This window comes from Curtobacterium sp. 'Ferrero' (genome assembly GCF_002412165.1).
Taxonomy (GTDB): Bacteria; Actinomycetota; Actinomycetes; order Actinomycetales; family Microbacteriaceae; genus Curtobacterium.
The window spans coordinates 67,780-91,937 of sequence record NZ_NXIA01000008.1; the positions used below are offsets into that span (position 1 = coordinate 67,780).

Here is a 24,158-nt window from a genome sequence, read left to right on the forward strand (position 1 = left end):
TTGTACCAACGGTTGTACCGGGGTAGGGGCGTGTGCGTCACATGTCACATGTCAACTGCTGCGCCCGCCGGTCCATCAGATGTTCGCGTCTCACTACGACGACTAGGGGGTCCCCGATGCCTCGTGCGGCGAAGCCGGCAGCCCTCCGTCTGATCGAGGGCAGGGGTGGTGGACGCGACAGCGGTGGTCGGAAGGTCACGGATGGTCCGGCGTTCAAGCGGGTGCCTCCGTCGCCTCCGGAGTGGTTGTCGGATGAGGCGGTTGAGGAGTGGAACCGGGTTGTTCCTGAGCTGGCGCGGTTGGACATCGTGAAGGCGGAGGATCGGGCGGTTCTGGCGACGTACTGCGAGACGTGGGCGGAGTTCAGGTCGGCGACGTTGGCGTTGCAGGCGCATGGGTCGTTGACGATCGAGGCAAAGCAGGGTGAGATCCCGCATCCTGCGGTGGCGATCCGGCGGAATGCGGGGCATCGGCTGCAGCTGCTGGCTCGGGAGTTTGGACTGACGCCGAGCTCGGAGCAGAGCTTGGCGAAGGAGTCCGACGATGGGGACGACGACAACCCGTTCTGATGCGCTCGATGAGGCGACTCTCGAGCGGCTGAAGCTGTCTCCGGAGGTCGCCTGGTACTTGCAGGATCGCGGCTACCCGCTGCCGGAGATCCCGCCGAAGTTCAAGACGCCGGAGCCGCGCGAGGTTGAGGGCGCGCAGTTCGACCCGGAGCGGGTCGACCGGGTACTGAAGACGTTCCACCTGCTACGTCATACGCAAGGCAAATGGGCCGGTCGCCCCTTGGACCCGGACCCGTGGCAGATCGCGTACGTGATCGCGCCGGTGTTCGGGTGGGTGCAGTGGGACGAGGACGCTCTCGCGATGGTGCGGATCATCCGTGACGTGATGGTCGACGTTCCCCGTAAGAACGGCAAGAGCACTCTGGCGGGCGGCATCGCCGTGTACATGACCGGCGCCGATGGCGAGTCGGGCGGTCAGGTGGTGACGGCCGCTTCGACGGAACGTCAGGCGGGGTTCGTGTTCGGGCCGATCAAGCAGCTGGTGGAGAAGACGCCGGCTCTGGCTGGTCGGTTCAAGGCGCATCAGAAGCGGATCGTGCACCCGAAGTCGGGGTCGTACATCGAGGTCATCTCGTCGGCTGCTGACGCGCAGCACGGCGCGAACCTGCACTGCTTCATCGTCGACGAGCTCCACGTTCACAAGACGCCGGACCTGGTTCGAACGCTCGAGACTGGTCGTGGTTCGCGGACGCAGCCGTTGGGCATCCGGATCACGACGCCGGACGCGTCAAAGTCGGGGACGATCTATGACGAGACGCGACTGTACGTCGAGAAGCTCGCCGCGGGCACGCTCGTGGATCCGTCGTACTACGGCGTGATCTGGGGTGCGGACGAGACGGACGATCCGTTCGCTCCGGAGACGCAGAGGAAGTCGAACCCCGGGTACGGGATCAGCCCGTCGCGGAAGTACCTCGAAGCTGCCGCGCTGAAGGCGAAGAACTCCCCCGCGGAGCTCGGCGACTACCTGCGGCTGCACCTCGGGATCCGCACGAAGCAGGAGGCGCGCTTCCTGACGCTCGACTCGTGGGACCGGAACGCCGGCAAGGTCGATGAGGCGAAGCTCGCGGGCCGGAAAGCGTTCGGCGGGTGGGACCTTGCGTCCGCGTCAGACCTCACGGCCTGGGTGTTGCTCTTCCCGGATGGGAACGGGTACGACGTCCTGGCGCGGTTCTGGATCCCGGAGGGCGCGTTGGACGCGCTGAACAAGCGCACCGCGGGAAACGCTTCGGCGTGGGTGCGGCAGGGCCACCTGCGGACCACGCCAGGCAATGTGACGGACTACGCGTTCGTGCAGGCGCAGATCCAAGCGGACCTGGACCGGTTCGATGTCGTGTCGATCGGGTTCGACCCGTGGAACTCGACGCAGATGGTGAACAGCCTGCAGGACTCGGGCGTGAAGAACCTGGTGCGCGTGTACCAGGACTTCCGGCGCTTGTCGCCTCCGTTGAAGGAGTTGCAGCGGCTGCTGCTGACGGGCACGGAGGAGAAGCCGCTGTTCCGGACTGGCATCAACCCGGTGCTGCGGTGGAACGTCGACAATCTGTCGGTGGACATTGACGCGAACGGGAACGTGAAGCCGAACAAGGCGAAGTCGATGGACAAGATCGATGGTGTCGCCGCGGTGGTGAATGCGTTGTCGGAGGCGTTGGTCACGAAGCCGAAGAAGAAGAACCCGTACAACGACCCGGACGCGAGTGTGTTCGGGAGCTCGGAGGTGGCGTGATGACTCGTGCAGCTGTTGTGGTCCTCCTCGAGATCCTGGGCGTGCTGCTCGTCACTGCGGGTGTCGCTGCCGTGTTCTGGCCGGCGGCGCTGGTCGTTGCTGGTGTCGCGCTGCTGCTGATTGCCTGGAGGATGACGTGAGCCTGTTCTTCAAGAAGTCGTCGGAGCAGTCGAACGGTCAGATCCTTGCGGAGTTCCCGTCGATGGGGACGCCGTGGCGGTACGACGGGCGTGCGATCGTCGCGGACCCGGGCATGCCGTTGACGGAGCATGCGCAGACGGCGTACGGCATCTGGCAGACGCAGCCGTCGGTGCGGAAGGTCGTTGACTTCATCGCGTCGAACATCGCGTCGATCCCGATGAAGGTGTACCGCCGTGAGGGCGACACCGATCGGAAGCGGGTCACGGACGGGCCGCTCGCGGAGCTCATCAAGGAGCCGCAGAAGCACCTGACGCAGTACCGGTTCTGGCACACGTTGCTGTGCGACTTCCTGGTTTACGACCGGTTCATGGCGCAGCTGGTGCCGTCCGCGGATTCGCGGGCGGGTGTGGTGCTGCAGCACTGGCCGGCGCAGTCGTGGCGGTTCACGTACACGGGGACGTCGCTGGTGGACGGTGTCGACCTGATGGTCGGGGACGGGAAGCCGAAGCACATCGGCCTTGACGGGCTGCTGTTCGACCGGGGGTACGGGTCCGGGAATGGCACTCCCCCGATCGAGACGTTGCGGCACATCCTCGAGGAGTACGTCGAGTCGGTGAAGTACCGCCGGTCGATCTGGCGGAAGGGGGCCCGGTTCCCCGCCGTTGTGACGCAGCAGGCCGTGCAGGATGTGGAAGGCCTCAGCGGCGATGCGATGAAGCGTCTCGAGGCGGAGATGTCGAACTGGACGGACGGCGGCGGCAGCGAGGGCAAGATGCCCGTCCTGCCGATCGGCGCGGACGTCAAGAAGGTCGACGTGTTCTCCCCGAAGGACATGCAGGAGGTTGAGGGGCGCACCCTCACCGACATCGAGGTCGCGTCGGCGTACCACATCCCTCCGGAGATGATCGGGGCGCGGCAGGGGAACTACTCCAACATGGAGGCGTTCCGTCAGTCGCTGTACCGGGACGCTCTCGGCGCGACGATCGTGCAGTTCGAGCAGGCGTTTAACGCGCACATCACTCCGCTGCTGAACGGTGGCGACGAGTCGGTGTACGTCGAGTTCGACCTGGGTGTGAAGCTCCGCGGTTCGTTCGAGGAGCGCGCGGCGATCATGTCGACCGCGACTGGTGGGCCGTGGCTGACCGTCAACGAGGCTCGGGCGATGGACAACCGGCCTCGCATTGACGGTGGTGACGACATCATCACCCCGCTGAATGTGGTTCGTGGTGGTGGCCCGCAGGCTTCCCCGGGGGATGCGACGCCGGAGGTTGCGAAGGCGTACGACCTGCTCCGCAGCAAGGGTCTGGACCCGAAGCAGGCGATGGAAGTGCTCTGGGCGACCGGGCAGTTGGAGCAGAGCGCATGAACGTGGCTGCCTCGACTTCCTCACGCATCTGCACCGTCCGAGGATGCATGCAGCAGCTCGAGTGCCGCGGTCTCTGCAAGAAGCACTACTACCGGTGGCGAGCGAACGGCGATCCGAACATAGTCAAGAAGCCTCATCGCGTACCGGTGGTCGATGGTAAAAAGCCGTGCTCGAAGTGCCAGCGGTTGCTTCCGGTCAGTCAGTTCTCGCCGAGCTCCGTCGCATCGACCGGTCTGATGTCCCAGTGCTCTGGGTGCCGGTCACATGGTAAGCGGGCGGCCAAGTACGGACTCAGTCGGGCTGACTTCGAGCGCATGGCCGAGGAACAGTCCGGCCGGTGTCGTATCTGCGGCGAGCAGCCTGGTGTGAAGGGGCTGGTGGTTGACCACGACCACAGCACGGGCGCTGTCCGAGCGCTGCTCTGCGGGCCGTGCAACTCGGCGATCGGGCTCCTGCGTGAGGATCCCGCCGTGTTTGCGTCCGCTGTCAGCTACCTGAAGCACTACAAGGAGGTGTGATCGTGCAGACGAAGAACTTCGATGCTTCGATCAAAGCAGTAGGTGGTTCGGGCGGTCTCTCGGCTGGCCAGTTCACCGCGCTCGTGGCCGTTTTCGGCAACGTCGACCACGGCGGAGACGTCATCGTCCCTGGCGCGTTCAAGGACTCGCTGGCGCAGTGGGAGGAGTCGGGTGCACCGATCCCCGTGATCTGGTCGCATCAGTGGGCTGACCCGATGGCACACATCGGACATGTTCTCGCGGCTGAGGAAACCGCGGACGGCCTCCTCATCACTGCCCAGCTCGATCTCGACAACCCCACCGGCGCTCAGGTCTTCAAACTCCTCGACCAGAAGCGAGTCAAGGAGTTCTCGTTCGGCTACGACGTCCGAGAAGCAGGTCCTGTGACCGTCAACGGACAGGATGCGTTCGAACTCCGACAGCTCGACCTAATCGAGGCGGGACCAACGCTCCGCGGCATGAACCCGGAGACGCAGCTGCTCGGCACGAAGTCCGACGACGAGATCCGCCGCATCGTCCGTGAGGAGATCGCTGCGGACAAGGTCGTCGAGGACACCACGGGGACGGCGGAGCTCGAAGCGCCGCCCGACCCGATCGAAACTTCCGGCACCCCGCCGGAAAGCTCACCTCCCCAGGGTGGGGAACCGTCAGGCCCGTCGAAATCGGCGGGCCTTTCTCATGCCCAAGTCGCGGCCTGGGCGACCGCAGCAGAACTGATCCTGATGGAGGAACGATGAGCAAGACGCTCCGTGAGCAGCTGTCGGCCGTCCTGGCCGAGGCCAAGAGCATCGCCGACGCGGCGAAGAACGAGGACCGCGAGTTCACCGCGGACGAGATCACCAAGATCGGTGAGCTCAAGTCGCAGGCGGACAGCCTCGACACGCAGGTGAAGGCAGCGGACGACGCGCAGCAGCACATGAAGTCGCTGCTCGCCTCGACCGCTCCAGCGAAGACCGACGACGAGCCGAAGGCCGAGGTGGAAGCCCCCGCCGGTGCGAAGTCGTTCGGTGAGGCGTACACCGAGTCGGAGCCGTACAAGCAGCTCCTGAAGTCGAACCCGGGCGGGTTCGGTGAGGGGTCGCTGATCGCGCTCCCGAAGGTCACCGTCGGCGCGAAGGGCCGTGGCTTCAAGGCCGACCCGAACCCGCTGTCGGTCGCTGTCGGTCAGCTGCAGCCCACCCGGCTGCCGCAGGTCGACCTGACCTACCAGCGTCCCCTGACGCTGCTCGACCTCGTGTCGACGGGTTCGATCACCGGCAACAGCTTCGACTACGTCCAGATCACTTCCGTCGCCCGCAACGCGGCGATCGTGAAGGACGAGATCCTGCCGACGGACCCCGCGTCCGCGCTGAAGCCGCTGTCGGACCTGTCGACGGCGATCGCGACCGGCAAGGTCTTCACCTATGCCGACGGCTACACCGTCACCAACGAGCTCCTCGCCGACGCGGGCGCGTTCGCGTCGTACCTGAACGGGCAGCTCGCCTACAACATCCGCGCCGTCATCGAGAACTACCTCCTGAACGGTACGGGTGCTGCGGGGCAGCCGACGGGCATCCTGAACACCACCGGCATCCAGCAGATCGCTGCTGCTGGCACCGACCCGGTCAAGATCCCCGTGTCGATCCGCAAGGCCCTCACCGCCCTCGACGAGGTCGGCGCGCAGGTCACCGGCATCGTCCTGAACCCGGCTGACGCTGAGGTTCTCGACCTCATGCAGGACGGCAACCAGCGGTTCTACGGCAACGGCCCGTTCGGCGCCGGCCCCCGCACCCTGTGGGGGCGTCCGTACGTCACCGCGCAGTCGATCCCGGAGGGCACCGCGCTTGTCGGTGACCTGTCGACGATCAACGTCCTCGAGCGTGAGGCGCTGTCCGTGGTCGCGTTCAACCAGCACGCCGACTACGCACGCCGCAACCTCGTGTACGTGCGCGCGGAGCTCCGTGCAGCGCAGGTCATCTACAAGCCGGCGCACCTCGCCCTCGTCGAGCTCGGCACCGTCGCGGCTGCCTGATGACGGACGGCATGGTCGTCGTCAACGGGATCCGCTACCGCATCGAGGACGCTCACCGGCTGGGTCTGGTGAAGAACAAGGCGCGTGGCGTGGAGGAGGCAGGCAATGGCTCTGACGGACCTGGAACTGCCTCCTCTGGCCGATCCGGCCGATCTCGCGGCAAGGCTCGGCAAGCCGAGTGAAGACCCTGGGATCGTTCTGGCGCTCCGAATGGCGTCGGAACGGTTCCGGGGTCAGACCCGCAACCCTGTCAGCCTCGTCGAGGACGACACGGTCGTTCTCGACGGGGCGGGGGCGCGGGTTCTGCGGCTCCCGGTGTGGCCGGTCCGGCAGGTCACTAGTCTGACGGTGGCGGGGCAGACAGTCACGGACCCTGAGTGGTCTGAGGCTGGTCTGCTCCGCCTCCCGGCACGGTTCCCGGACGTGTGGCGGTCGATCGAGGTTGTGTACACGCACGGCTTCGACCCGATCCCCGGGGACGTGCAGGAAGCGGTCCTCGACCAGGCGTCCGCGATCTCGGAAGCGTCGCCGTGGTTGTCGCAGGTCACGTCGGGGCAGGAGCAGGTTGCGATGGCGTCGGCTGCGACGGTGGGGACGACGTCGCAGTGGGCTCGGGCTGTGGCCCGGTATCGCATTGGCGGTGACCACTGGTGAGCCTGACGAATCTGCTGCACCGCGATGAAGTGACGGTCAAGCGCACCACGGAGGGTGAGCCTGACGATGACGGTGTCCCCACGGACACGGTCATCGAACAGACCATCGGCGGGTGCACGGTGCAGCCGGTCGGGACGAAGGAATCGCTCGGTCAGAACGACATCGTCACCTCGAGGTGGATGGTGTCGACACGGGAACCGCAGGACTGGGTGCAGGCCGCGGACACCGTCATCTGGCGCGGTCAGACGTACTACGTGGATGGCCGGCCGCAAACGTACTGGAACGTGCTCCCGCACACGGAGTTCGTGATCACCGAGACGAAGGGCTGACTGATGTCGGACAAGATCAGCGTGAACGGCAACGAGTACTGGCTCGTGGACGCGGTCCGTCTGGGGCTGGTGCAGCCGAAGCACACTCCGGACGTGGACGTGGTCCCGTCGGAAGTGTGGACGAACGCGGAGATCGATGCGTGGGCTGACAGCCGCAGCATCGATCTGGCGGGGGCGAAGACGAAGGCGGAGAAGCTGGCTGTCATCGCGGACTTCGAGTACACGGTCCAGCCGGAGGCATCGTGAGTGTCTGTTGGCGCACGCTCGGCAAGCGTGTGTCGTGGCTGACGGGTCGTCGTTGGTCGTGGCGCGCTGCCGACCAGTACCACCGCCCGGTGTTCTACCGCGGCCGACAGGGCCGGTATCAGTCGACCAAGTTCGGTATCGGCACGGTGGCCGTGTTCATCGACTGGAAGCTGGGGCACAACCTCCCGCACGAACCGAATCGAATCCGGCGGTGGCTCACGGGGCGACTCGACTGATGCCGAAGGTCGTCCTCGGGAAGAGCATCCTCGACGAGGCTGCACGCACCGCTGAGGTACGGCGAGCCCTCCGGGACAAGGCCGCGCGGGTGCTTCCTCGGGCGCAACGGTTGGCGTACGCGGCCGGCGCGAAAGCGTTCGGTGACTCCCTCCGCGTGGAGGAGGGCACCCGGCCGGGTACGAAGTCGCCGACCGGAATCAAGCGGCCGTTCGCGCGGGTCATCGCGACGTCTGCTGACGCGTCTGCTGTCGAGTACGGCGACGTGAACGTCAACAAGCAGGCGATCCTGCGGAGGGCGATGGGCGCATGAACGTGTACGGGCAGTGGCCCAACGTGGAGCGTCTGCTTCTGACGTACCTGAAGCAGGAAACCGGTGTGACTGTGTACACGGAGACCCCGTCGAACCTCGAAACGAGGGTGCCTGCCGTCGTGGTGGAACGCATCCCTGGCGGGTTCGGCGAGGACTACGAGAAGACGTTCGTGGTCGACGTGACCGCGTTCGCTGCGACCCGTGGCGCCGTGTGGGACCTCGTGCAGAAGCTCGAGGTCGCGATGGTCCGCTGTCCCCTGTTCGACGAAGTCCGGGAACCCGATTCGTTCGGGATGGTCGCGTACTCGAACCCGGCGCTGCGGCGTGCTGTCGGCACGTACGAGCTTGATGCGCGCCCCCAGTAGACCGCTCACCAACAACCATCCATCCATCAGCCGTCCGCACGTCGGGCGGCTTTGTCGTTCAAGGAGAACGCATGCCTGACGTGGTCGACCAGATGGTCAACGACAACCGCAACGTCCACAAGTGGCGGAGGGTCATCCTCGCGCTCGCGGACATCACCGCCGACGTGCCGGAGGCGTTCTTCGGCTCCGACGGGCTGCCGATCGCGCTGCCGACCGGCTACAAGAACATGGGCTACGTCACCACCGACGGCATCGCCCACTCGTACGACGTGTCGTCTGACGACACGGACATGCTGCAGGACCTCGAGCCGGTCCGTTCCGACACGACCAGCCGGGGGCACACGTTCCAGGTCGCGTTCGGTGAGACGAACGGGTGGACGAAGGCCCTCGCGTTCGGGAAGCCGGTCGCTCACTGGCCGACGGACAAGAACGCGGCGTGGATCTACGACGACGACCCGGACTCGGGTGACACCTACTACCGGGCGATCACGCTCGCGCAGGACGGTGTCGGCGCTTCGGCTGTGTACCGGGTGGAGGCGGCGTACCGCATCAAGGTCACCGACATGGGTGACCGGTCGCTGAACAAGTCGGACGTGGAGGAAGTGAACCGCACGTTCACGATCTACCGCGACCCGGTGCTGGGGAAGTCGTACACGGAGGCGCAGTCCGCAGCGGCCGGCGTCGTCGTCGCTGGCGGCTGACCCTCCCCATAGACCAGGTGGCGGCGTCGTTTGGTGAGCTGCGCCGCCGCCACCTGTTACCTGCTCACGAGCTCACCAAGCTCACTAGGAGACACGCATGACCAGTCAAGGCGAGAAGAACCGTCGCACGTCGTACACGCTTGCGCAGGCGCGCAAGAAGGTGGAGGACTCCGTCGGCGGTGACCGCATCGAGATCTTCGTGGAGGAGGGTGGGGAGCCGTTCTACATCCCGCACCCGTACTTCTACGACAAGGCGACGAAGGACGCGCTGCAGGCGCTGTCAGAGAGCGACAGCGACGACGAGGACGCGCAGACGCGGCTCCTCCTCGGCGATGAGCAGTACGGCCGGTTCGTGGAAGCCGGCGGAACCACGGAGCAGTTCAACTTCGTGATGATCGCCGTCGGTCAGGACCTGAAGAAGTCCCAGGGAAACTGACGGGGGTAGACCTCGACGACTACGACTCGGTGATCGGGGACCTGCCAGCCACTGACCCGGTGGCTGTGCAGGTCCGCACCGAGGCGATGCTGCACCTGCTTGGCGACGAGTTCCGTCGTGGGGATGCTGCATTGCAGGCCACGTACGGCGGCAGGGATGTGCTGCGTGAGTACCTCCGCGGCGACATGTCCACTTGGCAGCTGCGTGGCTTGGTCGAGGCTCTACCACCTGACTCTGCGCTGCATCGGGCGCATCGGGAGAACGACTGGTCCGACTCGGACTGGATGCTCCGCGACTCGAACTGGGTGATGAAGCGGCTGCTGTTCTTCGTTGAGGGGTTCCTCGGGAAGGGCACTCCGGAGAAGCCGGAGCCGTTGCCGTCGCCGCTTGATGGGCGCGACTTCCGAACTGAGGCGGAAGCGGAGCTGGACGCTCAGCAGAAGGCCGAGATGGACGAGCTCGCCGTCGGGTGGTTCGCGAACAACTAGACAGAGGAGTCCACCGTGGCCGGTTCCGCCGTATGGCTCGATGTTCTGCCCTCAATGTCGAAGTTCGGGGCGCAGCTGTCGAAGCAGGCTGGGACTGCGGCGAAGGCTGCTGGGGTCACGGCGGGTCGGCAGTTCTCGGCAGCGGTTGCTGCGGGCTCCACGAATGGTGCTGCGACTGCGATGGTCGCGGAACTCGAGCAGGCGGCGAAGAAGGCTGCCCGGGTGGTGCAGACCGAGAAGGTCGCGATCGCGAAGGCGCGTGCTGATGAGGCGGCGGCGGCGAAGGGTGTTGAGGCTGCGGAAGCGCAGCTGGCTGCGTCTCGGGTGAAGAACCAGGCTGCTGCTGCTCGGATCGCTTCGGCGGATGCGCAGCTGGCTGCTGCCCGTGTGAAGCACGGGGCGTCTTCAACGCAGGCTGCTGCGGCTGAGCAGTCGCTGTTGCGTGCGCAGGCTGCGGCAGCGACGGCGTCTGCTGGGTCGTTGAAGGCGGAGCAGGCGCTGATCGGTGCGCGTGGGAAGGCGGAGAACGCCGGCCTGAAGGTGGTCGCGGTTGAGGATCAGCTGCGGGCTGCGTTCGGTGAGCAGAAGGCGGTGACGTCGCAGCTGGCTGCAGCGCAGTTGGCCGGGTCGAAGCAGACGGCGCTGATGGAGTCCCGGTTCAGCAAGCTTGCTGCTGCCGGGGCTCCGCTGTCGTCGGGGTTGGGGAAGGTTGCTCGGGGCGCGAAGAACGTCGCCACGAACGCTCTCGCCACGTTGAAGCCGCTCGCGGGGATGGCTGCCGGGTTCGGCGCGATCATCGGCGTCGGGCAGGTCATCAGCCTCGGCAACCAGTACACGGCGACGTTGAACGAGCTGCAGGCGGTTGCTGGTCTGACGGACAAGCAGATGCAGCAGGTGTCCGCGGCGACCCGTCAGCTCGGTTCCGACCTGACATTGCCGGCGACGTCCGGCAAGGACGCAGCCGACATCATGCTCGAGCTCGCGAAGGGTGGCCTGTCCGCTGCTGACGCGATGCAGGCGGCGAAGGGGACCATCCAGCTTGCTGCTGCAGCGCAGGTCAGTGGTGGCCGGGCGGCTGAGATTCAGGCGAACTCTCTGAACCAGTTCGGCCTGGCTGCGAGCGACGCGTCGAAGGTGGCGGACGTTCTCGCGAACACGGCGAACGCGGCGGCTGGTGGTGTCGATGACATCGCCCTGTCGCTGAAGTACGTCGGCCCTGTCGCTCGCGCGTTCGGGGTGAACATCGAGGACACCGCATCGTCGATTGGTCTCCTCGCCAACCAGGGCCTGAAGGGCGACACGGCAGGTACCGCGCTGCGGGGCATGCTCGCGTCGTTGGCGTCCCCGTCGAAGGCTGCGAGCAACGCGCTCGAGGATCTCGGGGTTGTCGCGTTCGACTCCTCCGGGAAGTTCGTCGGGATGCGCACGATCATCGATCAGCTGTCGAAGGCGCAGAAGGGTATGACGCGGGAAGCGTTCGCGTCCGCTGCTGCGACCGCGTTCGGTCGGGAGCCGCTTGCTGCGGTCACCGCTCTCGCGAACGAGGGCACGAAGGGCTTCGACAGCATGTCGAAGGCGGTTGCCCGTCAGGGTGGCGCTGCCGCTGTCGCGCAGTCGAAGATGAAGGGTCTCGGCGGTGCGATGGACAAGCTGCAGTCGCAGCTTGAGGACGTCGCGCTCGGCATCTACCAGACCGTCACCCCTGCACTGACGGGGATGGTTACCGGGTTCGCCGGCAGCCTCGACGGTGTCGGCAACAAGGTGCAGAACTTCCTCGACCTGGTCGGGGGCATCGGGAACCTTGCTGTCACGGGGAAGGTGTCTGGTGACCTGACCGCGGTCACGAACTGGGTTCCGGACACCGCAGCGGTGCAGGCGATCCTCGCCGCCCGCAAGGTGATCATTGACGCGTTCACGGACATTCAGGTGTTCGTGACGCAGGCGCTGATCCCGTCGATGAAGAACCTGTTCATCGCGGTCGGTCCGGTCGCTGCGATCATCGCCGGCGCGCTGCTGGGAGCGTTCCGTGCTGCTGCCGCGGTGCTGAAGTTCATCGGTCCCGTCCTGGTGGCGGTGACCGGGTTCTTCCGCAACAACGTCGGTGCGACGCTCGCTGTCGCTGGTGCGATGGCTGGCCTCGTGTTGGCGTACAAGGCGTTCCTGGTGCAGCAGAAGATCGCTGAGGCCGGCGGATTCGTCACATGGGCGAAGAAGCTGCGCATCGTTGCGGCCGCGACGAAGGCTTGGTCGTTCGCCACGTGGCTAGCGAAGGGTGCGCAGGAAGCGCTGAACTTCGCGATGCGGCAGAACCCGATCGTGAAGGTCATCGCGCTGATCGGGTTGCTCGTCGCTGGGTTCGTGTGGGCGTACAAGAACATCGGCTGGTTCAAGACCGCGGTCGACGCGGTGTGGGCTGGCATCAAGATCGGCGTGAAAGCCGTCGGTGACGCGTTCGTGTGGCTGTGGACGAACGGCATCAAGCCGGCCGTCGACTGGATCGCGCAGGCTGCCACCTGGCTGTGGACCACGGTCCTGCAGCCTGTGTTCGATGCGATCGCAACCGTGGTGAAGGTCGTTGTTGGCATCTACATCAGCTACGTGAAGATGTGGATCGCCGTGTTCAAGGGCATCGGCGCTGCTGCGGTGTGGCTGTACCAGAACGCGCTGGTTCCGGCGTTCAACGGCATCATGGCGGCGGTCCGGTTCGTCGGGTCCGTGTTCACCTGGTTGTGGCGCAACGTCGCCGCTCCGGTGTTCAACGGCATCGCCGCTGTCGTGGGTTGGTTCTGGAACACGATCAGCGCCATCTTCGACCTCGTTGTCGCGATGGTGAAGGCTGTTCTCGCTCCGGTGTTCCAGCTGCTGCAGCAGGTTGTTGCGGCTGCGTGGGCGGGCATCGTCACCGCCGTGCAGGTCGCGTGGGGTGCCATCTCCGGCGTGTTCAACCTGGTTGTCGGGTTCATCCGAGCGACGCTCGCTGCCGCGTTCACGTGGCTGTGGACCTCAGTGATCAGCCCTGTCGTGAACTGGATCGTCGGCGGCGTCACCTGGCTGTGGTCGATGGTGAAGACCACGTTCACCGCCGTGGTGACGTTCATCCGCGCCACGCTCGCTGCGGCGTTCCTGTGGCTGTACCAGTCGGTCGTCCAGCCGGTCGTGAACTGGATCGTGACCGCGTTCCAGACGTGGTGGGCGAGCGTCAAGGTCGTGTTCAACGCGGTCGTGTCGTTCCTCCGCAACACCCTCGGGACTGCGTTCACGTGGCTGTACCGCAACATCATCAAGCCCGTGTGGGACGGTATCCAGTCGACGATCTCGGCGGTGTGGAACAAGGGCATCAAGCCCGTGTTCGACACGGTGTCGAAGTTCGCGACGAAGACGATCCCGGACGCGTTCAACGCGATGCGCGACGCGATCGGGGAGGCGTGGAAGGCGATCAGCGACACCGCGAAAGCGCCGATCCGGTTCGTGGTCGACACGGTCATCAACGGTGCGCTGATCGGGAACTTCAACAAGGTCGCGAAGGTGTTCGGGACGAAGAAGATCGACCCGATCTCACTGCCGAAGGGCTTCGCTCGAGGCGGTGTGATTCCCGGCTACCAGCCGTCACGTCGCGATGACGTGATGACGCCGATGCGTCGCGGTGAGGGTGTCCTCGTTCCGGAGGTTGTGAAGGCGCTCGGGCCGGGGTTCGTGCACTCGTTGAACGCTGCCGGCAACACTGGCGGTGTTTCCGCTGTGCGCCGCGCGACCGGTTACGCGTCGGGTGGGATCGTCGGCGTTGGGAAGGACATCCTCTCCGGCGTTGTCGACACCACCCGCAATGTGGCGTCGTTCGCGTCGGACCTGGTGACGGACCCCGCTGGGACGATCACGTCCGCGGTGAAGGCGCTGATTGGGAAGATCCCTGGCGCCGGGTCCATGGTCGAGCTCGCTGGCGGGTTCGGTCGGAAGGTGCTCGATGGGGCGGTGCAGTCGCTGCAGAACCTGGTCGGGTCGTTTCTGCCTGCTGGTGGGACGGGCGCAAACGGGTCAATCCCAGCAGACCAGTTGGGGAAGGCGGCGAACTACCGTCCGGGCAGTGGTGTCGGTCGGATGGGCGGCTACCTGCGGGCTCCGGCTGCTGCTGCGTGGAACGCGATGGTCCGAGCGTCCGGCGGACTGCTGACTCTCACTGAGGGGTACCGGGACCTTGCGTCGCAGCAGTACCGGTGGGCGCAGTACAAGGCCGGCCGCGGGAATCTCGCGGCAGCTCCTGGCACGTCAGTGCACGGGTACGGGTTGGCGGCGGACATCGGTGTGGGTCAGGCGTGGGCTCGTGCGAACGGTGCCCGGTACGGCTGGTACCCGACCGGGTTGTCGTTCAGTCAGCGGGAGCCGTGGCACTTCGAGTACAAGGGCGCGAAAGCGAAGGGGTACGCCTCCGGCGGTGTCGTCGGCGGGTTGCAGCCCACCTTGTACGACAAGGGCGGCGTGTTGCCGCGTGGCCTGTCGTTGGTGCAGAACAACCTCCGCGACCCGGAGTTGGCGCTGCCGATGGGGACGCTGCGGGAGCTCGTGTCTGAACGCGGTGGCGGCGACACCTATCAGATCACGGTCGGGTCGGACGCTCGCCCTGACACGGTGCGGACGCTCGAGCGCTGGATGCATCAACGCGACGTGTTGGCGAATGGCTGAACGGAAGGGTGCTCATGGCGACTCTGATCGACGGTGGATCACCATCATCCGCGTTGGAGGACGTCCTCGACGGCGGGTCGCCGGACACTAAGTACGACGTGGTCGACGGGAACGGCGCATCTCCGGGTGTGCCGTTCCCGACGGTCCCGCCGGTGCTGCCACGCGCCGACTCGCGTGTGTACTGGTTCGAGTCGATGGACGGCTCCACGGTGATCCCGTTGAACGTGGACGCGGAACGGATCCTGATGTCGGGCGCGACCGGCTTGTACTTGCCGCCGGTGGATGTGGTGACCGCGACCATGCCGGGTGTTCCCGGGTCGTGGCTGCAGGAAACGAACATCCTCGAGCGGGAAGTGTTCCTGCCGATGAAGTTCGCGTCGGACACGGCGCAGGAGAACTTCTTCACCAGCTTGGCGGAGATGGCTGGGCTGGTGACGTCGAACTGGTTCGGGCAGTCGTTGGGGTCGTCGGGTTCGTTCCGTCTCGGGGTGCTGTCCTCGAAGGGGGAACGGCTCCTCGACGTCACCTACAAGGGCGGCATGGAGGGCAAGTCCGGCGGTGGTGATTCCGGCACCCGGTGGGAGAAGTTCGGGTTGACGTTGGTCGCGACGGACCCGTTCTTCCACGCCCGCGAACGGACCACCTTCACGTATCAGGTGGCTGACGGGGAAGTGTTCCTGTCTTCGACGGACGCGAACCCGTGGCCTCGAGCACTGTCAGCTTCGACGGTGATCGGGAACGGCATGCAGATGCTGGTCCGTGGGGATGTGCCGGCGTGGATCGACATGGACGTGTCGGGGCCGGCGACGTTGGCTTCGGTGACGTTCCCGGGCACGGATGTGGTGATGACGTCGGCGATTCCGTCGGGGTCGCAGCTGTCGTTGGTGACGGATCCGCGGAAGCGGTCGGCTCGGCTGAACGGTGCTGTGGCGTGGTCGAAGATCGCGTTCGATTCGACGTTCGCGCCGCTGATGCCGGGGTCGAACATGGTGAACGTGTCGCTGAACTCTGCCGGTGATGGGACGTCGTTGACGGTCGGTTGGACGGAACGGTTCCTGTCGGCGTACTAGGAGGTTCGGATGGCGACGTGGACGATTCAACCTCGGGACAAGAACCTGGTTCGGTCGTCGGATCCGGTGCGGTTCTGGTCGCAGCTGGTCGTCATCGAACGGCACAACGTGACTGGGGCGGCGGCGGGTACGTGGCAGGTCACGGCCCGCAATGAGGGGCTCGTGGGGCTGCTGACGGCTGGTGCTGGGGTGATCATCACTTGCGACGACGATCTGCGCATGTCGGGACCGGTGACGTCGATTCAGCGCGGCCCGACCGTGTCAACAGTGTCGGGGGTGTCGGACACAGCAGTGTTGGGTGATCGGATCATCTACCCGGATCCGACGCAGCCGATCACCGCGCAGCCGGCGGCGTACGACAACCGGTCCGGTCCTGCTGAGACGGTGCTCCTCGGCTACGTGAACGCGAACGCCGGTCCGGGAGCTTTGACCGCCCGGCGAGTGCAGGGGCTTCGTGTTCCGGCGTCGCAGGGGCGGGGGAAGAACCAGTCCATCAAGGGCCGTCTCGGGCTGCTCAGCGATGTCGTGTCCGATGTGGCCGAGTCGGGCGGGTTGCACGTCGACATCGTGCATGGTGAAGACACAGCCCCGTACCGGCAGTTGAACGTCCGCACGGTCCGTGACCTGACGTCGAACATCCGGTTCGGGTCCGCCGCTGACTTCACCGGTTCTGTCATCGGGCAGGACTGGTCGTACACACTGTCCCGCCCTACCGTCACCGACGCGATCGTCGCGGGTGGCGGGCAGGGCGTGAACCGGCTGTTCAACGAGCAGACCGACAGCACGTCGGAGGCGTTGTGGTCGGCGAAGGTGGAGCAGCTGATCGATCAGCGGCAGACCACTGACGTGTCGGAGCTGCAGCAGGCCGGTGAGGATGCGTTGTCGGATGGTGCGAACCCGGTGTCGGTGTCGTTCACGATCACTGATTCGGCGGACATCCGCTACCGGGAGGACTGGCGGGTTGGCGACAAGGTCGGTGTGTTCATCGACGGTCTCGACCTGTCGAACGTGGTCCGTGAGGTGACGACGACTGTGCAGGCGCAGACGGGTTCACCGTCGGAGACGGTGTCCGCGGTGGTCGGGTCTCGGGACTCGTCGAACTGGGTGACGAAAAGCAACGCGGATGTGGCCCGCAAGTTGAAGCAGCTGCAGCAGCTGCAGACGATCTAAGGAGCTGACCATGACGGAGACTTCGTTCCCGATCGTTGACGCGAAGCTGTCGGATGAGACGTGGGGTGTGACGGTTGGTGCTGCCGGGAACGGCATCATCGACGACTGGGGGGCGCCGTACGCGTTGGTGGTTAACACGAACGACACGGTGACGGTGAAGCGGTCGTACCGGACGGGTATCGCTCAGGCGGTGGTGAACGGGTTCCAGCATCAGATCGACGCGGATGTGGTGTTGTCGGTGCCGGCGGTGACGTCGTTGACGACGTACCAGATCGGGTTGCTGTACGACCCGCAGAACGCGTCCCTGCCGGTGAAGCTGGTGGTGTTGAAGGGTGACCCGCCGACGTTGGGTGACGGTCAGGAGTTCCTGCCGTTTTACGTCATCGTCCGCGGGTCGGGGCAGACGTTGGCTGCGGCGCAGCTGTTCTCCCCGAAGCCGCGTCGGCAGTACCGGATCCTGGTCGCGAAGGAGGGCGACTTGGATGCGTTGAACGCGTCCCTGTTCCCGTACGGCACTGAGGCGTACGCGACGGACCTGAACGGCACGTGGCGTGCTGCTGGTTCGTACGCGTCGGGTGGCGAGTGGGTGCGGAACGCGACGGAGGGGACGATCACCCCACAGTCCGGGTACTCGGTGTACTCGGGTGCGTCGTTGCGGATCGTTGAGGGCATGGTCGAGCTGTACCTGCACTTGACGGGTTCGTTCCCGACGCACACAGCCCGGGTGGTTGCGAAGATCCCGTCCGCGTACGCACCGTCGGGAACGGTCCTGGGGACTGCGATGGCGAACGGTGGCGACTTCCCGGAAGCGGTCGGCATCTCGATCAACAGTTCCGGGAACGTCACCTACTACGGCGGTTCGGGTACGCACAACCAGTTGGGCGGGTTCGTGAAGTTCCGGTACTCGCCGTCCTGACCCCTGTTCCCTGCAAGCTCATCTCAGCCACCCCTGCCGGGTGGCTTTCGTCGTTCTAGGAGGCTCCCTGTGGGCTATTCAGTAGGCCGGTCGTCGTTCGGCGACCTCAACGGCGTCGAGCAGTTCGTTTCGACGCTGATCGTCGCTCAGCAGGTGGCGTCGCTCTGCTACGAGTTCGACACGCAGTTCCCCGGCGCACGCGGACGCGGCGACCGCCTCACCGTCAACGAGGGCATCCGTTCGAAGCGGCGGATGGAGCTCCTCCGTGCTGCGTGGGAGACGTACCTCCGCGACGGCCATCCGTGGGCGGCTCTCGCAGCTGCCCTGTACTTCTCCACCCACCGGGAGGAGATCGGCACCGCACTCGACTTCGGCATCACCCGGAAGGACGGCACGAACCGGGCGATGACCGCTGCGGAAGCGCAGTGGGTGCACGACCACGGACCCGCCCGCGGGATCCGGTGGACCGGGCAGTTCTTCAACCCGCAGGAGTCGTGGCATCACAACGGCGGCTACGCGTACACGCTGCCGCCGATCACCGGGGTGAACCTCCCCGGCGCCCCGTTCTTCACCGACGTCGCAGAGACCCACGAACAGATCAGGAGAGCCCTCATGGCTGCCAAGGACACCCTCACCTACTACCAGCGGACGGAGGGCGGTAAGGACCAGGACGTGTACTTCATCGCCGGCGGCGGGGTCTTCCTCGACCTCGAGCGTCGCGGCGAGAAGTCGAACACGTCGTGGATCGTGAAGCGCACCGGCCTCGACTCCCGCGCCATCCGCGTCCTCATGAACGCGGAGGGCATCAACGCGGTGAAGCTCGACGCCCGCGCGTACGACGAGCGCCGCATCTTCTACGCCGCCATCTCCGAAGCCGCCCTCGGCGCGGCAGTTGGGAAGTGACCCGATGAACACGTTCCTCTCCCGCTACTCCACCGCACTGCTGCCTCTCGCCGTTGGGGTGCTCGGCATCCTGCAGGCTGCTCAGGCCGCTGGTACGGGCACGCTCCTCGACTGGCAGACCCTGACCCAGATTGGTCTGCTGCTGCTCGGCACGGGCGTCGTGTACTGGCTGCCGCTGGTCGACAAGCGGTGGCAGGGTGCCGCGAAGACCGGTTCCGCGATCGGGTTCGCGGTCCTGTCGGCTGCGGTCGCGGTCGTCCCGGACGGTCACTTCACGAAGGCGAACGCGATCCTGGTGATCACCGCGATCGTGAAGGCTGTCGCGACGGAGCTCGGTGTGCAGATCCGCACGGACGCCGCGAAGACGATCGACGTCCGCGACACGGTGGGGACACCGATCGTCACGTCACTGCCGTCGACGTCGCTGCCGGCGTCGGACGCGCTCGTCGTCGGTGATGGTCTCGCCGACCCGGGCAACAGCAGCATCCCGGAGTCCGACGAGCCGAAGCACGCCGCGAAGTCCTGACCTCGGGGAGGCACGAACGATGAAGACGATCTGGTCAAAAGACGCGCTGCCGCTCGTGCCTCCCCGGTTCCGGAGCATCTACACGGTGCTCCTGCCGACGGTTGATGTGGGGCTGATCGTGTTCGGCATCACGTCGCTCACTGTCGGCTCGAGGATCATCGGCGACTTCGCGTTGCCGTGGTTCCGGGTGGCGTGGGGGTTGGTGATCCTGCTCGGCGCCGCCGTCGCTTTGGTGGCGCTGATCTTGCAGCTGAAGCGGACGGAACTGTACGGCCGCTTCGCGGTCGCGTTGGGGTTGCTGATCTACGTCGCCGCGATCGTCGTGTACATCGCGTCTGGGCAGGCGAACTCGACGTTGACGCTGGTTCTGGTCCTCATACGGCTTGCAGCGCTCTCCTGGCGGGTCAACGACCTGATCAGTGAGATCGCCCGTGAAGAAGCGGACCGGGAGGCGATGTCGAGGGGGGAACGTGTCTGACGAGGTCTGGACCACACTCATCGCGACTGGCGGCACCATCGTTGTCGCGTACATCGGGCAGGTTGCCGCGAAGCGGGTGATCGCGCAGCGGAAGTCGAAACGGCAGCATGAGGTCTCTGAGGACGAAGCGGAAGCGGTTGATCGGTACACGTCCGATCCGGGGCAGTTCGTCCGTGACGTGTTGAAGTCGAACGATCAGCTGACGAAGCGGGTTGAGGCGGCGGAGGACAAGGCCGACAAGTTGCAGCGCGCGTTCGACGCGTTCCGGGACAAGGACCGGAAGTTCCGCAACGCGTTGGCTCGGTGGTTCGTCGACATCATGGCCGCGTTCGAGCACAACAACATCGACATGCCGTACCCGCGTGAAGCCGACTCGGAGATCCTCGCGGACGTGATCCCGTCCGCTCTTGAAGCTACGCAGCCGCGACGACCTCCGCGTCGTTGAGAGCTCACCGAACGAAAGGACACGTCCATGGCGACGGAGTACAAGACCCTGGTGGTGAAGCGGGGTTCCGCTGATGAGTGGGCGGCGTCCACGAACCCGTTGGAGTCGGGTGAGTGGGGGTTGGACGAGACCAACGGCATCGTGAAGATGGGTGACGGGTTCAACCTGTGGCCCGGGTTGAAGGCGGGCGTGTCGGCGGACGCGGACGGCCAGCTCCCCGACGCGGTACGCGAGGCGCTCGCAGCGAACCTGGTCGACCCGGCCACCCCGGAGGGCGCAGCCGTCGCTCAATTTTCCGGCAGCGACGACCTCACAGCATCGTGGCTTCGGGGGTCGGACACCGAAACCCGAGCAGCAGCAGAAGAACTCGTTACTGTCACGGTGTCCGCTCAAGTGCCAGCCGAGGTGGCTGCAGCCATTGCGGCAGACCCAACTGTTGCCGATGCTGCAGCAGACGCGGTGACGAATGCACTTGTCAGCCGCAACGTGCCAGAAGTGGTCGACGCCTACGATCGGAACTTGCTTTGGAGTGTCGTCGACAAGACGGGTCGGCGGACCGCCCTCGAGCTTGACGGGGCCGGCAACCCTACGCCCCGCATGGCGGGAGCCGTGGCATCTGCTGGCGCGCTGCCAGCAACAGCGCCCATGTACTCGCCTGGCCTGGCTGTGACGGACTCCAACGGACGGATCATCCCGGACGCGCAATACGGATCAGACGGCACGTTCGCTGCACCGGTCGTGGCGCGACTGGTCTCCCGCCTCGATGCGGCAACTCCGAAGAAGATCCCTCGCATGGTTCGTCGTCTTCCGAGCGCCGCGGACGGGAAACTTCTCACCGCCACGAACACCGCCGCGAAGTTCATGCTCGGAACGTGGATCCCGGGACGGTTCCCGGGAACCGCTCCAATCACCCCCACTGATGTCGGGGCGACCGGCGCGAGCACGGACGAGGGGAAGGTGCGGCACCCCTGCGCGGCGGCATTCTCTGTCGCCGCATTGATCTTCACGGGTACGTACGACTCATCGGTCACCGGTGTCACGTTGGCTGACGCGAAGGCGCAGGTGCTGCGAGTCATCAAGGGAATCGCGAAAGCTCACCAGGCAACCACCGCCGGAGGGTGGGGTAGGTACTGGCAGTCGTCCGCGTGGGCTCAGATGCTTGACGCGGCAGCCTGGATGATGGGCGCAGACGTCGACTCTGAGGCGCAGGGGTACCTCAACGCGCTTGTTCCGGTCGAAGCAGACTTCGTGCTGAGCGGCTACAACGGCGGCCTCGGAACCGGGGTGATCCCGTACTGGACCCGCTACGACGGAACGGTGATCACACCTGGCGACTCCAAGGCTGAGGAGAACGCCTGGATGGGTGGTTTCCTCGCCTGGGCGGCAACGCATTACCCGTCAGCGACTAACGCCGCCGCATGGCAGTCCGCCGCCTACCGTTGGCTCCTGTCGGCGGGCACTGTACCGAGCGACATCCTGACCGACCGGACCGTGCAAGGCGTGAACCTCACGACGACGTTCGATGGGTGGAACGTGAACCAGGACGGTTCGATCATCAACCACGATCGGCTGCACCCGGACTACATGTGCTCGTCACCGGAGCTCGCCTGGTCCGCTGGCGTCCTCTGGGCGCACGCCGGCAAGCGCATCCCCGACGCGTTTGTGCTGAACGCGGAGAAGATCTACCGGGCTCTCGCGCAGGTGTCGTACGGCGGGCGTTCGATCTACACGCCGGGATCGTGGGAGCTGTTCTACCCGCAGGGCAACGACTGGGGTACTGGACGCATGGCGGACAAGGCGATGGCTGATGTCGTCACCTACTGCATGGGGCTCGATTCGCAGGTCGCGACTTCAGCGGCCGACTGGGCGGACCTGCATCTGCAGCGCTGCCTCGACATGCAGAACCGGTTCACCGATGGTCACACATACCTGAACTCAACGGAGGACACCTACTCGGGGGCCGAGCCGTGGGTCGCTCGAAACCTCGCTCTCGGCCTACTCGCGGCCCGCATGCCGACCACGACCCGTTACACCTACGCAAGCATTGGAGCGTGACATGGGAACCGTCCTCCGAATCCCCGGTCTGATCATCAACAACCCGTCCGCACCCGTCGCTCTGACTGAACCATTCGGGGTGTCAGGGTTGTCACATCGCTACGAAGCGGACTCGTTCGCAACGGTGCCCACCGGAACTGCTGTCACACCCCCGTGGCCGGACAAGGTGACGGGTGGCGGCACGACGGTCTCAAGCGGTACGACGAAGAAGGGGCCGCAGCTGCAGGCGTACGGAAGTCTGGACAAGTTCGACTCCCTCGACTGGTCGACCTCGACAGGTGACGTGGGTGTCGATTCCTACCCGACCGGCGACAACACGGTGGCGATCGTGTTCGGTTACACCGGCACGGGTGCTGCGAAGGTGTTCGATCTCCTCGGCCGCAAGATGGTTGTCGGAACTTCCGGGTGGGTCGTGCAGCCGAACGACGCTAGCTCGGGAACGGGGATTCAGTACCCGTTCACCTCGCAGCCGAAGCCTGACGCGAACCAGATGGCTGTGGCGGTTGTGACTCTCCCTGCTGACACAGCGGCGGCAGTCGGTCTGACGCTTCGGACTGCGGGTGTGACGTCGAAGGCATCTGCTGTCGCTTCGATCATCACGTCCGTACCGGCTCGTCTACGCATCGGTGCCGGGTCCCAGGGGGGTAGCGGGAACTCCCCGCAGATCGCAGCGTTCGGTATCTGGCCGCGGCTGCTCACTGACTCCGAGATCACCGGGACGGTTGTTCCTGCGCTCCGAACTCGGTACGGGATGCAGTAGAACCATCGTCAAGGGACACGGGTAACCGGCCGTCGCCGCGGAGCCGCTTCTCGAGCGGCTTCTCCACGTACTCACAGAGCACCGCGGCGACGGCCACCCCGATGACGAGCCCGAGAGCTGATGTGGCCCACCACGGCATCGGAACAGTCCGATTCGTCACCGCGATCACGACGCGCAGCACCACGAGGTGCACCAAGTAGAAAGCGAACGACCACTCGCCGAGCTTCACGATGGGCTTCCACGCGAAGATGCTGCGTTTCCCCGCACGGTCAGCGTCTGCAGCGCTCGCGAGGAGGAGTACGAACGGGATCGCGGTGGCCGCGACGAGCAGCCAGTATCGGGGCAGCCAGTTCGACGCGATCGACACGGCGAGGGCGAAGGTTGCAGTTGCCGCCACCGGAACGGGGAAGCGCACTCCGCTGCGGAGGATCATCGCCAGGCTCATGCCGACGACGAACTCAAAGAACCGGGTCACGGGGAACAGGTAGATCAGCCAGTATCGGATGCCTGCTGCTTCGGTCGGGTGGAGCGTCAACGGGATCGCGAAGATGAAGAACAGCGCGACAACGGCGACGATCACGGTGCCGCGGACGCTGAGCCTGCGCAGGAGGACAAACACAGCCGGGAACATCAGGTAGAAGAACATCTCCGCCGACAGCGACCAGCCGACAGAGTTGCCTGCGAAGTGAATGTCCTTCTGAGGGAACCAGCTCTGCAGCAGGACGACCGACGGAACCAGGCTGCTGAATCGCTGGTGGTCGGCGACGATCGCGTAGGCACCTCCGACGATCCATGCGATCCAGTACAGCGGGAGGATACGCGCGGCGCGGCGGCGGTAGAACTGCCCCGGGGTGTCGGTTGCTCGTCCGTTCCACGCGAGGACGAAGCCGGACAGCATGAAGAAGAACGAGACTCCGTCGTCGCCGGCGTTCGTAATGAAGCCCGCCCAGTCAGGAGACTCCTGGTAGGCAGTTGCGTGATGCAGGAATACTGCCAGCGCTGCGAACGCTCGAAGTCCGGTCAGCGAGTCTAGGCGCGGCATTCGGTTGAGAGATTCCCCCACG

At 65.5% G+C, this 24,158-nt stretch carries 27 protein-coding genes; 26 read left to right on the forward strand and 1 reads right to left on the reverse strand.

Going from position 1 to position 24,158, the window contains the following annotated elements:
- The first annotated feature begins 116 nt into the window (after window positions 1–116).
- The 26 genes from Csp2054_RS09050 to Csp2054_RS09170 all read left to right on the forward strand — a co-directional run bounded on the left by Csp2054_RS09050 (window position 117) and on the right by Csp2054_RS09170 (window position 23,094).
- The gene (locus Csp2054_RS09050) at window positions 117–569 is read left to right on the forward strand and encodes a phage terminase small subunit P27 family (RefSeq protein ID WP_096898977.1); all 453 of its coding nucleotides are present in this window, start codon (window positions 117–119) and stop codon (window positions 567–569) included.
- Window positions 544–2,292 (forward strand): terminase large subunit, encoded by a 1,749-nt coding sequence (locus tag Csp2054_RS09055; protein ID WP_096898978.1) that lies wholly within the window; start codon window positions 544–546, stop codon window positions 2,290–2,292. The genes Csp2054_RS09050 and Csp2054_RS09055 overlap by 26 nt, the downstream gene beginning before the upstream one ends.
- Window positions 2,292–2,432, forward strand: coding sequence for a hypothetical protein (locus tag Csp2054_RS18080; RefSeq protein WP_176491633.1), 141 nt, complete (start codon window positions 2,292–2,294; stop codon window positions 2,430–2,432). The genes Csp2054_RS09055 and Csp2054_RS18080 overlap by 1 nt, the downstream gene beginning before the upstream one ends.
- Entirely contained in the window at window positions 2,429–3,799 is a 1,371-nt protein-coding gene (locus Csp2054_RS09060; RefSeq protein ID WP_176491634.1) for a phage portal protein, read from the forward strand. The genes Csp2054_RS18080 and Csp2054_RS09060 overlap by 4 nt, the downstream gene beginning before the upstream one ends.
- Before the next feature lie 47 nt (window positions 3,800–3,846).
- Window positions 3,847–4,317 (forward strand): endonuclease VII domain-containing protein, encoded by a 471-nt coding sequence (locus tag Csp2054_RS09065; RefSeq protein WP_176491635.1) that lies wholly within the window; start codon window positions 3,847–3,849, stop codon window positions 4,315–4,317.
- Window positions 4,318–4,319: 2 nt separating this feature from the next.
- Entirely contained in the window at window positions 4,320–5,054 is a 735-nt protein-coding gene (locus tag Csp2054_RS09070; protein ID WP_176491636.1) for an HK97 family phage prohead protease, read from the forward strand.
- Window positions 5,051–6,328, forward strand: a complete 1,278-nt coding sequence (locus Csp2054_RS09075) for a phage major capsid protein (RefSeq protein WP_096898982.1) — start codon at window positions 5,051–5,053, stop codon at window positions 6,326–6,328. Before Csp2054_RS09070 ends, Csp2054_RS09075 begins: the two co-directional genes overlap by 4 nt.
- Window positions 6,329–6,433: 105 nt before the next feature.
- Window positions 6,434–6,982, forward strand: coding sequence for a mobile element protein (locus tag Csp2054_RS09080; RefSeq protein WP_096898983.1), 549 nt, complete (start codon window positions 6,434–6,436; stop codon window positions 6,980–6,982).
- Complete coding sequence (locus Csp2054_RS09085) at window positions 6,979–7,311, forward strand: hypothetical protein (RefSeq protein ID WP_141399196.1); 333 nt, start codon at window positions 6,979–6,981, stop codon at window positions 7,309–7,311. Before Csp2054_RS09080 ends, Csp2054_RS09085 begins: the two co-directional genes overlap by 4 nt.
- Before the next feature lie 3 nt (window positions 7,312–7,314).
- Window positions 7,315–7,557, forward strand: a complete 243-nt coding sequence (locus Csp2054_RS09090) for a hypothetical protein (RefSeq protein ID WP_096898985.1) — start codon at window positions 7,315–7,317, stop codon at window positions 7,555–7,557.
- A complete protein-coding gene (locus Csp2054_RS09095) occupies window positions 7,554–7,793 on the forward strand; it encodes a hypothetical protein (protein WP_141399197.1) in 240 nt (79 codons plus the stop codon). The genes Csp2054_RS09090 and Csp2054_RS09095 overlap by 4 nt, the downstream gene beginning before the upstream one ends.
- Entirely contained in the window at window positions 7,793–8,104 is a 312-nt protein-coding gene (locus Csp2054_RS09100; protein ID WP_096898987.1) for a hypothetical protein, read from the forward strand. The genes Csp2054_RS09095 and Csp2054_RS09100 overlap by 1 nt, the downstream gene beginning before the upstream one ends.
- Window positions 8,101–8,469, forward strand: coding sequence for a hypothetical protein (locus Csp2054_RS09105; protein ID WP_096898988.1), 369 nt, complete (start codon window positions 8,101–8,103; stop codon window positions 8,467–8,469). Before Csp2054_RS09100 ends, Csp2054_RS09105 begins: the two co-directional genes overlap by 4 nt.
- 71 nt (window positions 8,470–8,540) lie before the next feature.
- A complete protein-coding gene (locus Csp2054_RS09110) occupies window positions 8,541–9,170 on the forward strand; it encodes a hypothetical protein (protein WP_096898989.1) in 630 nt (209 codons plus the stop codon).
- 97 nt (window positions 9,171–9,267) lie between these two features.
- Window positions 9,268–9,606 (forward strand): hypothetical protein, encoded by a 339-nt coding sequence (locus Csp2054_RS09115; RefSeq protein ID WP_096898990.1) that lies wholly within the window; start codon window positions 9,268–9,270, stop codon window positions 9,604–9,606.
- Between the two features lie 59 nt (window positions 9,607–9,665).
- The gene (locus Csp2054_RS09120) at window positions 9,666–10,094 is read left to right on the forward strand and encodes a hypothetical protein (RefSeq protein WP_141399199.1); all 429 of its coding nucleotides are present in this window, start codon (window positions 9,666–9,668) and stop codon (window positions 10,092–10,094) included.
- A 54-nt stretch (window positions 10,095–10,148) separates the two neighbouring features.
- Entirely contained in the window at window positions 10,149–14,771 is a 4,623-nt protein-coding gene (locus tag Csp2054_RS09125; protein ID WP_096898992.1) for a phage tail tape measure protein, read from the forward strand.
- A gap of 14 nt (window positions 14,772–14,785) precedes the next feature.
- Complete coding sequence (locus Csp2054_RS09130; protein ID WP_141399200.1) at window positions 14,786–15,841, forward strand: phage distal tail protein; 1,056 nt, start codon at window positions 14,786–14,788, stop codon at window positions 15,839–15,841.
- Window positions 15,842–15,850: 9 nt separating this feature from the next.
- A complete protein-coding gene (locus tag Csp2054_RS09135; RefSeq protein WP_096898994.1) occupies window positions 15,851–17,011 on the forward strand; it encodes a siphovirus ReqiPepy6 Gp37-like family protein in 1,161 nt (386 codons plus the stop codon).
- Window positions 17,012–17,021: 10 nt separating this feature from the next.
- The gene (locus Csp2054_RS09140; RefSeq protein ID WP_096898995.1) at window positions 17,022–17,927 is read left to right on the forward strand and encodes a hypothetical protein; all 906 of its coding nucleotides are present in this window, start codon (window positions 17,022–17,024) and stop codon (window positions 17,925–17,927) included.
- A gap of 69 nt (window positions 17,928–17,996) precedes the next feature.
- Window positions 17,997–18,830: a hypothetical protein gene (locus Csp2054_RS09145; RefSeq protein ID WP_096898996.1), complete on the forward strand. Its 834-nt coding sequence runs from the start codon at window positions 17,997–17,999 to the stop codon at window positions 18,828–18,830.
- A gap of 4 nt (window positions 18,831–18,834) precedes the next feature.
- A complete protein-coding gene (locus Csp2054_RS09150) occupies window positions 18,835–19,356 on the forward strand; it encodes a hypothetical protein (protein ID WP_096898997.1) in 522 nt (173 codons plus the stop codon).
- Between the two features lie 19 nt (window positions 19,357–19,375).
- A complete protein-coding gene (locus Csp2054_RS09155; protein WP_096898998.1) occupies window positions 19,376–19,834 on the forward strand; it encodes a hypothetical protein in 459 nt (152 codons plus the stop codon).
- Window positions 19,827–20,279 (forward strand): hypothetical protein, encoded by a 453-nt coding sequence (locus Csp2054_RS09160; protein ID WP_096898999.1) that lies wholly within the window; start codon window positions 19,827–19,829, stop codon window positions 20,277–20,279. Before Csp2054_RS09155 ends, Csp2054_RS09160 begins: the two co-directional genes overlap by 8 nt.
- 27 nt (window positions 20,280–20,306) lie before the next feature.
- On the forward strand, window positions 20,307–22,334 hold the full coding sequence (locus tag Csp2054_RS09165) for a hypothetical protein (protein ID WP_096899000.1): 2,028 nt from the start codon (window positions 20,307–20,309) through the stop codon (window positions 22,332–22,334).
- Between the two features lies 1 nt (window position 22,335).
- On the forward strand, window positions 22,336–23,094 hold the full coding sequence (locus Csp2054_RS09170) for a hypothetical protein (RefSeq protein WP_141399201.1): 759 nt from the start codon (window positions 22,336–22,338) through the stop codon (window positions 23,092–23,094).
- Here Csp2054_RS09170 and Csp2054_RS09175 read toward each other — a convergent pair.
- On the reverse strand, window positions 23,045–24,157 hold the full coding sequence (locus Csp2054_RS09175; RefSeq protein ID WP_141399202.1) for an acyltransferase family protein: 1,113 nt from the start codon (window positions 24,155–24,157) through the stop codon (window positions 23,045–23,047). The two genes, Csp2054_RS09170 and Csp2054_RS09175, sit on opposite strands and share 50 nt — an antisense overlap.
- Between the last annotated feature and the right edge of the window lies 1 nt (window position 24,158).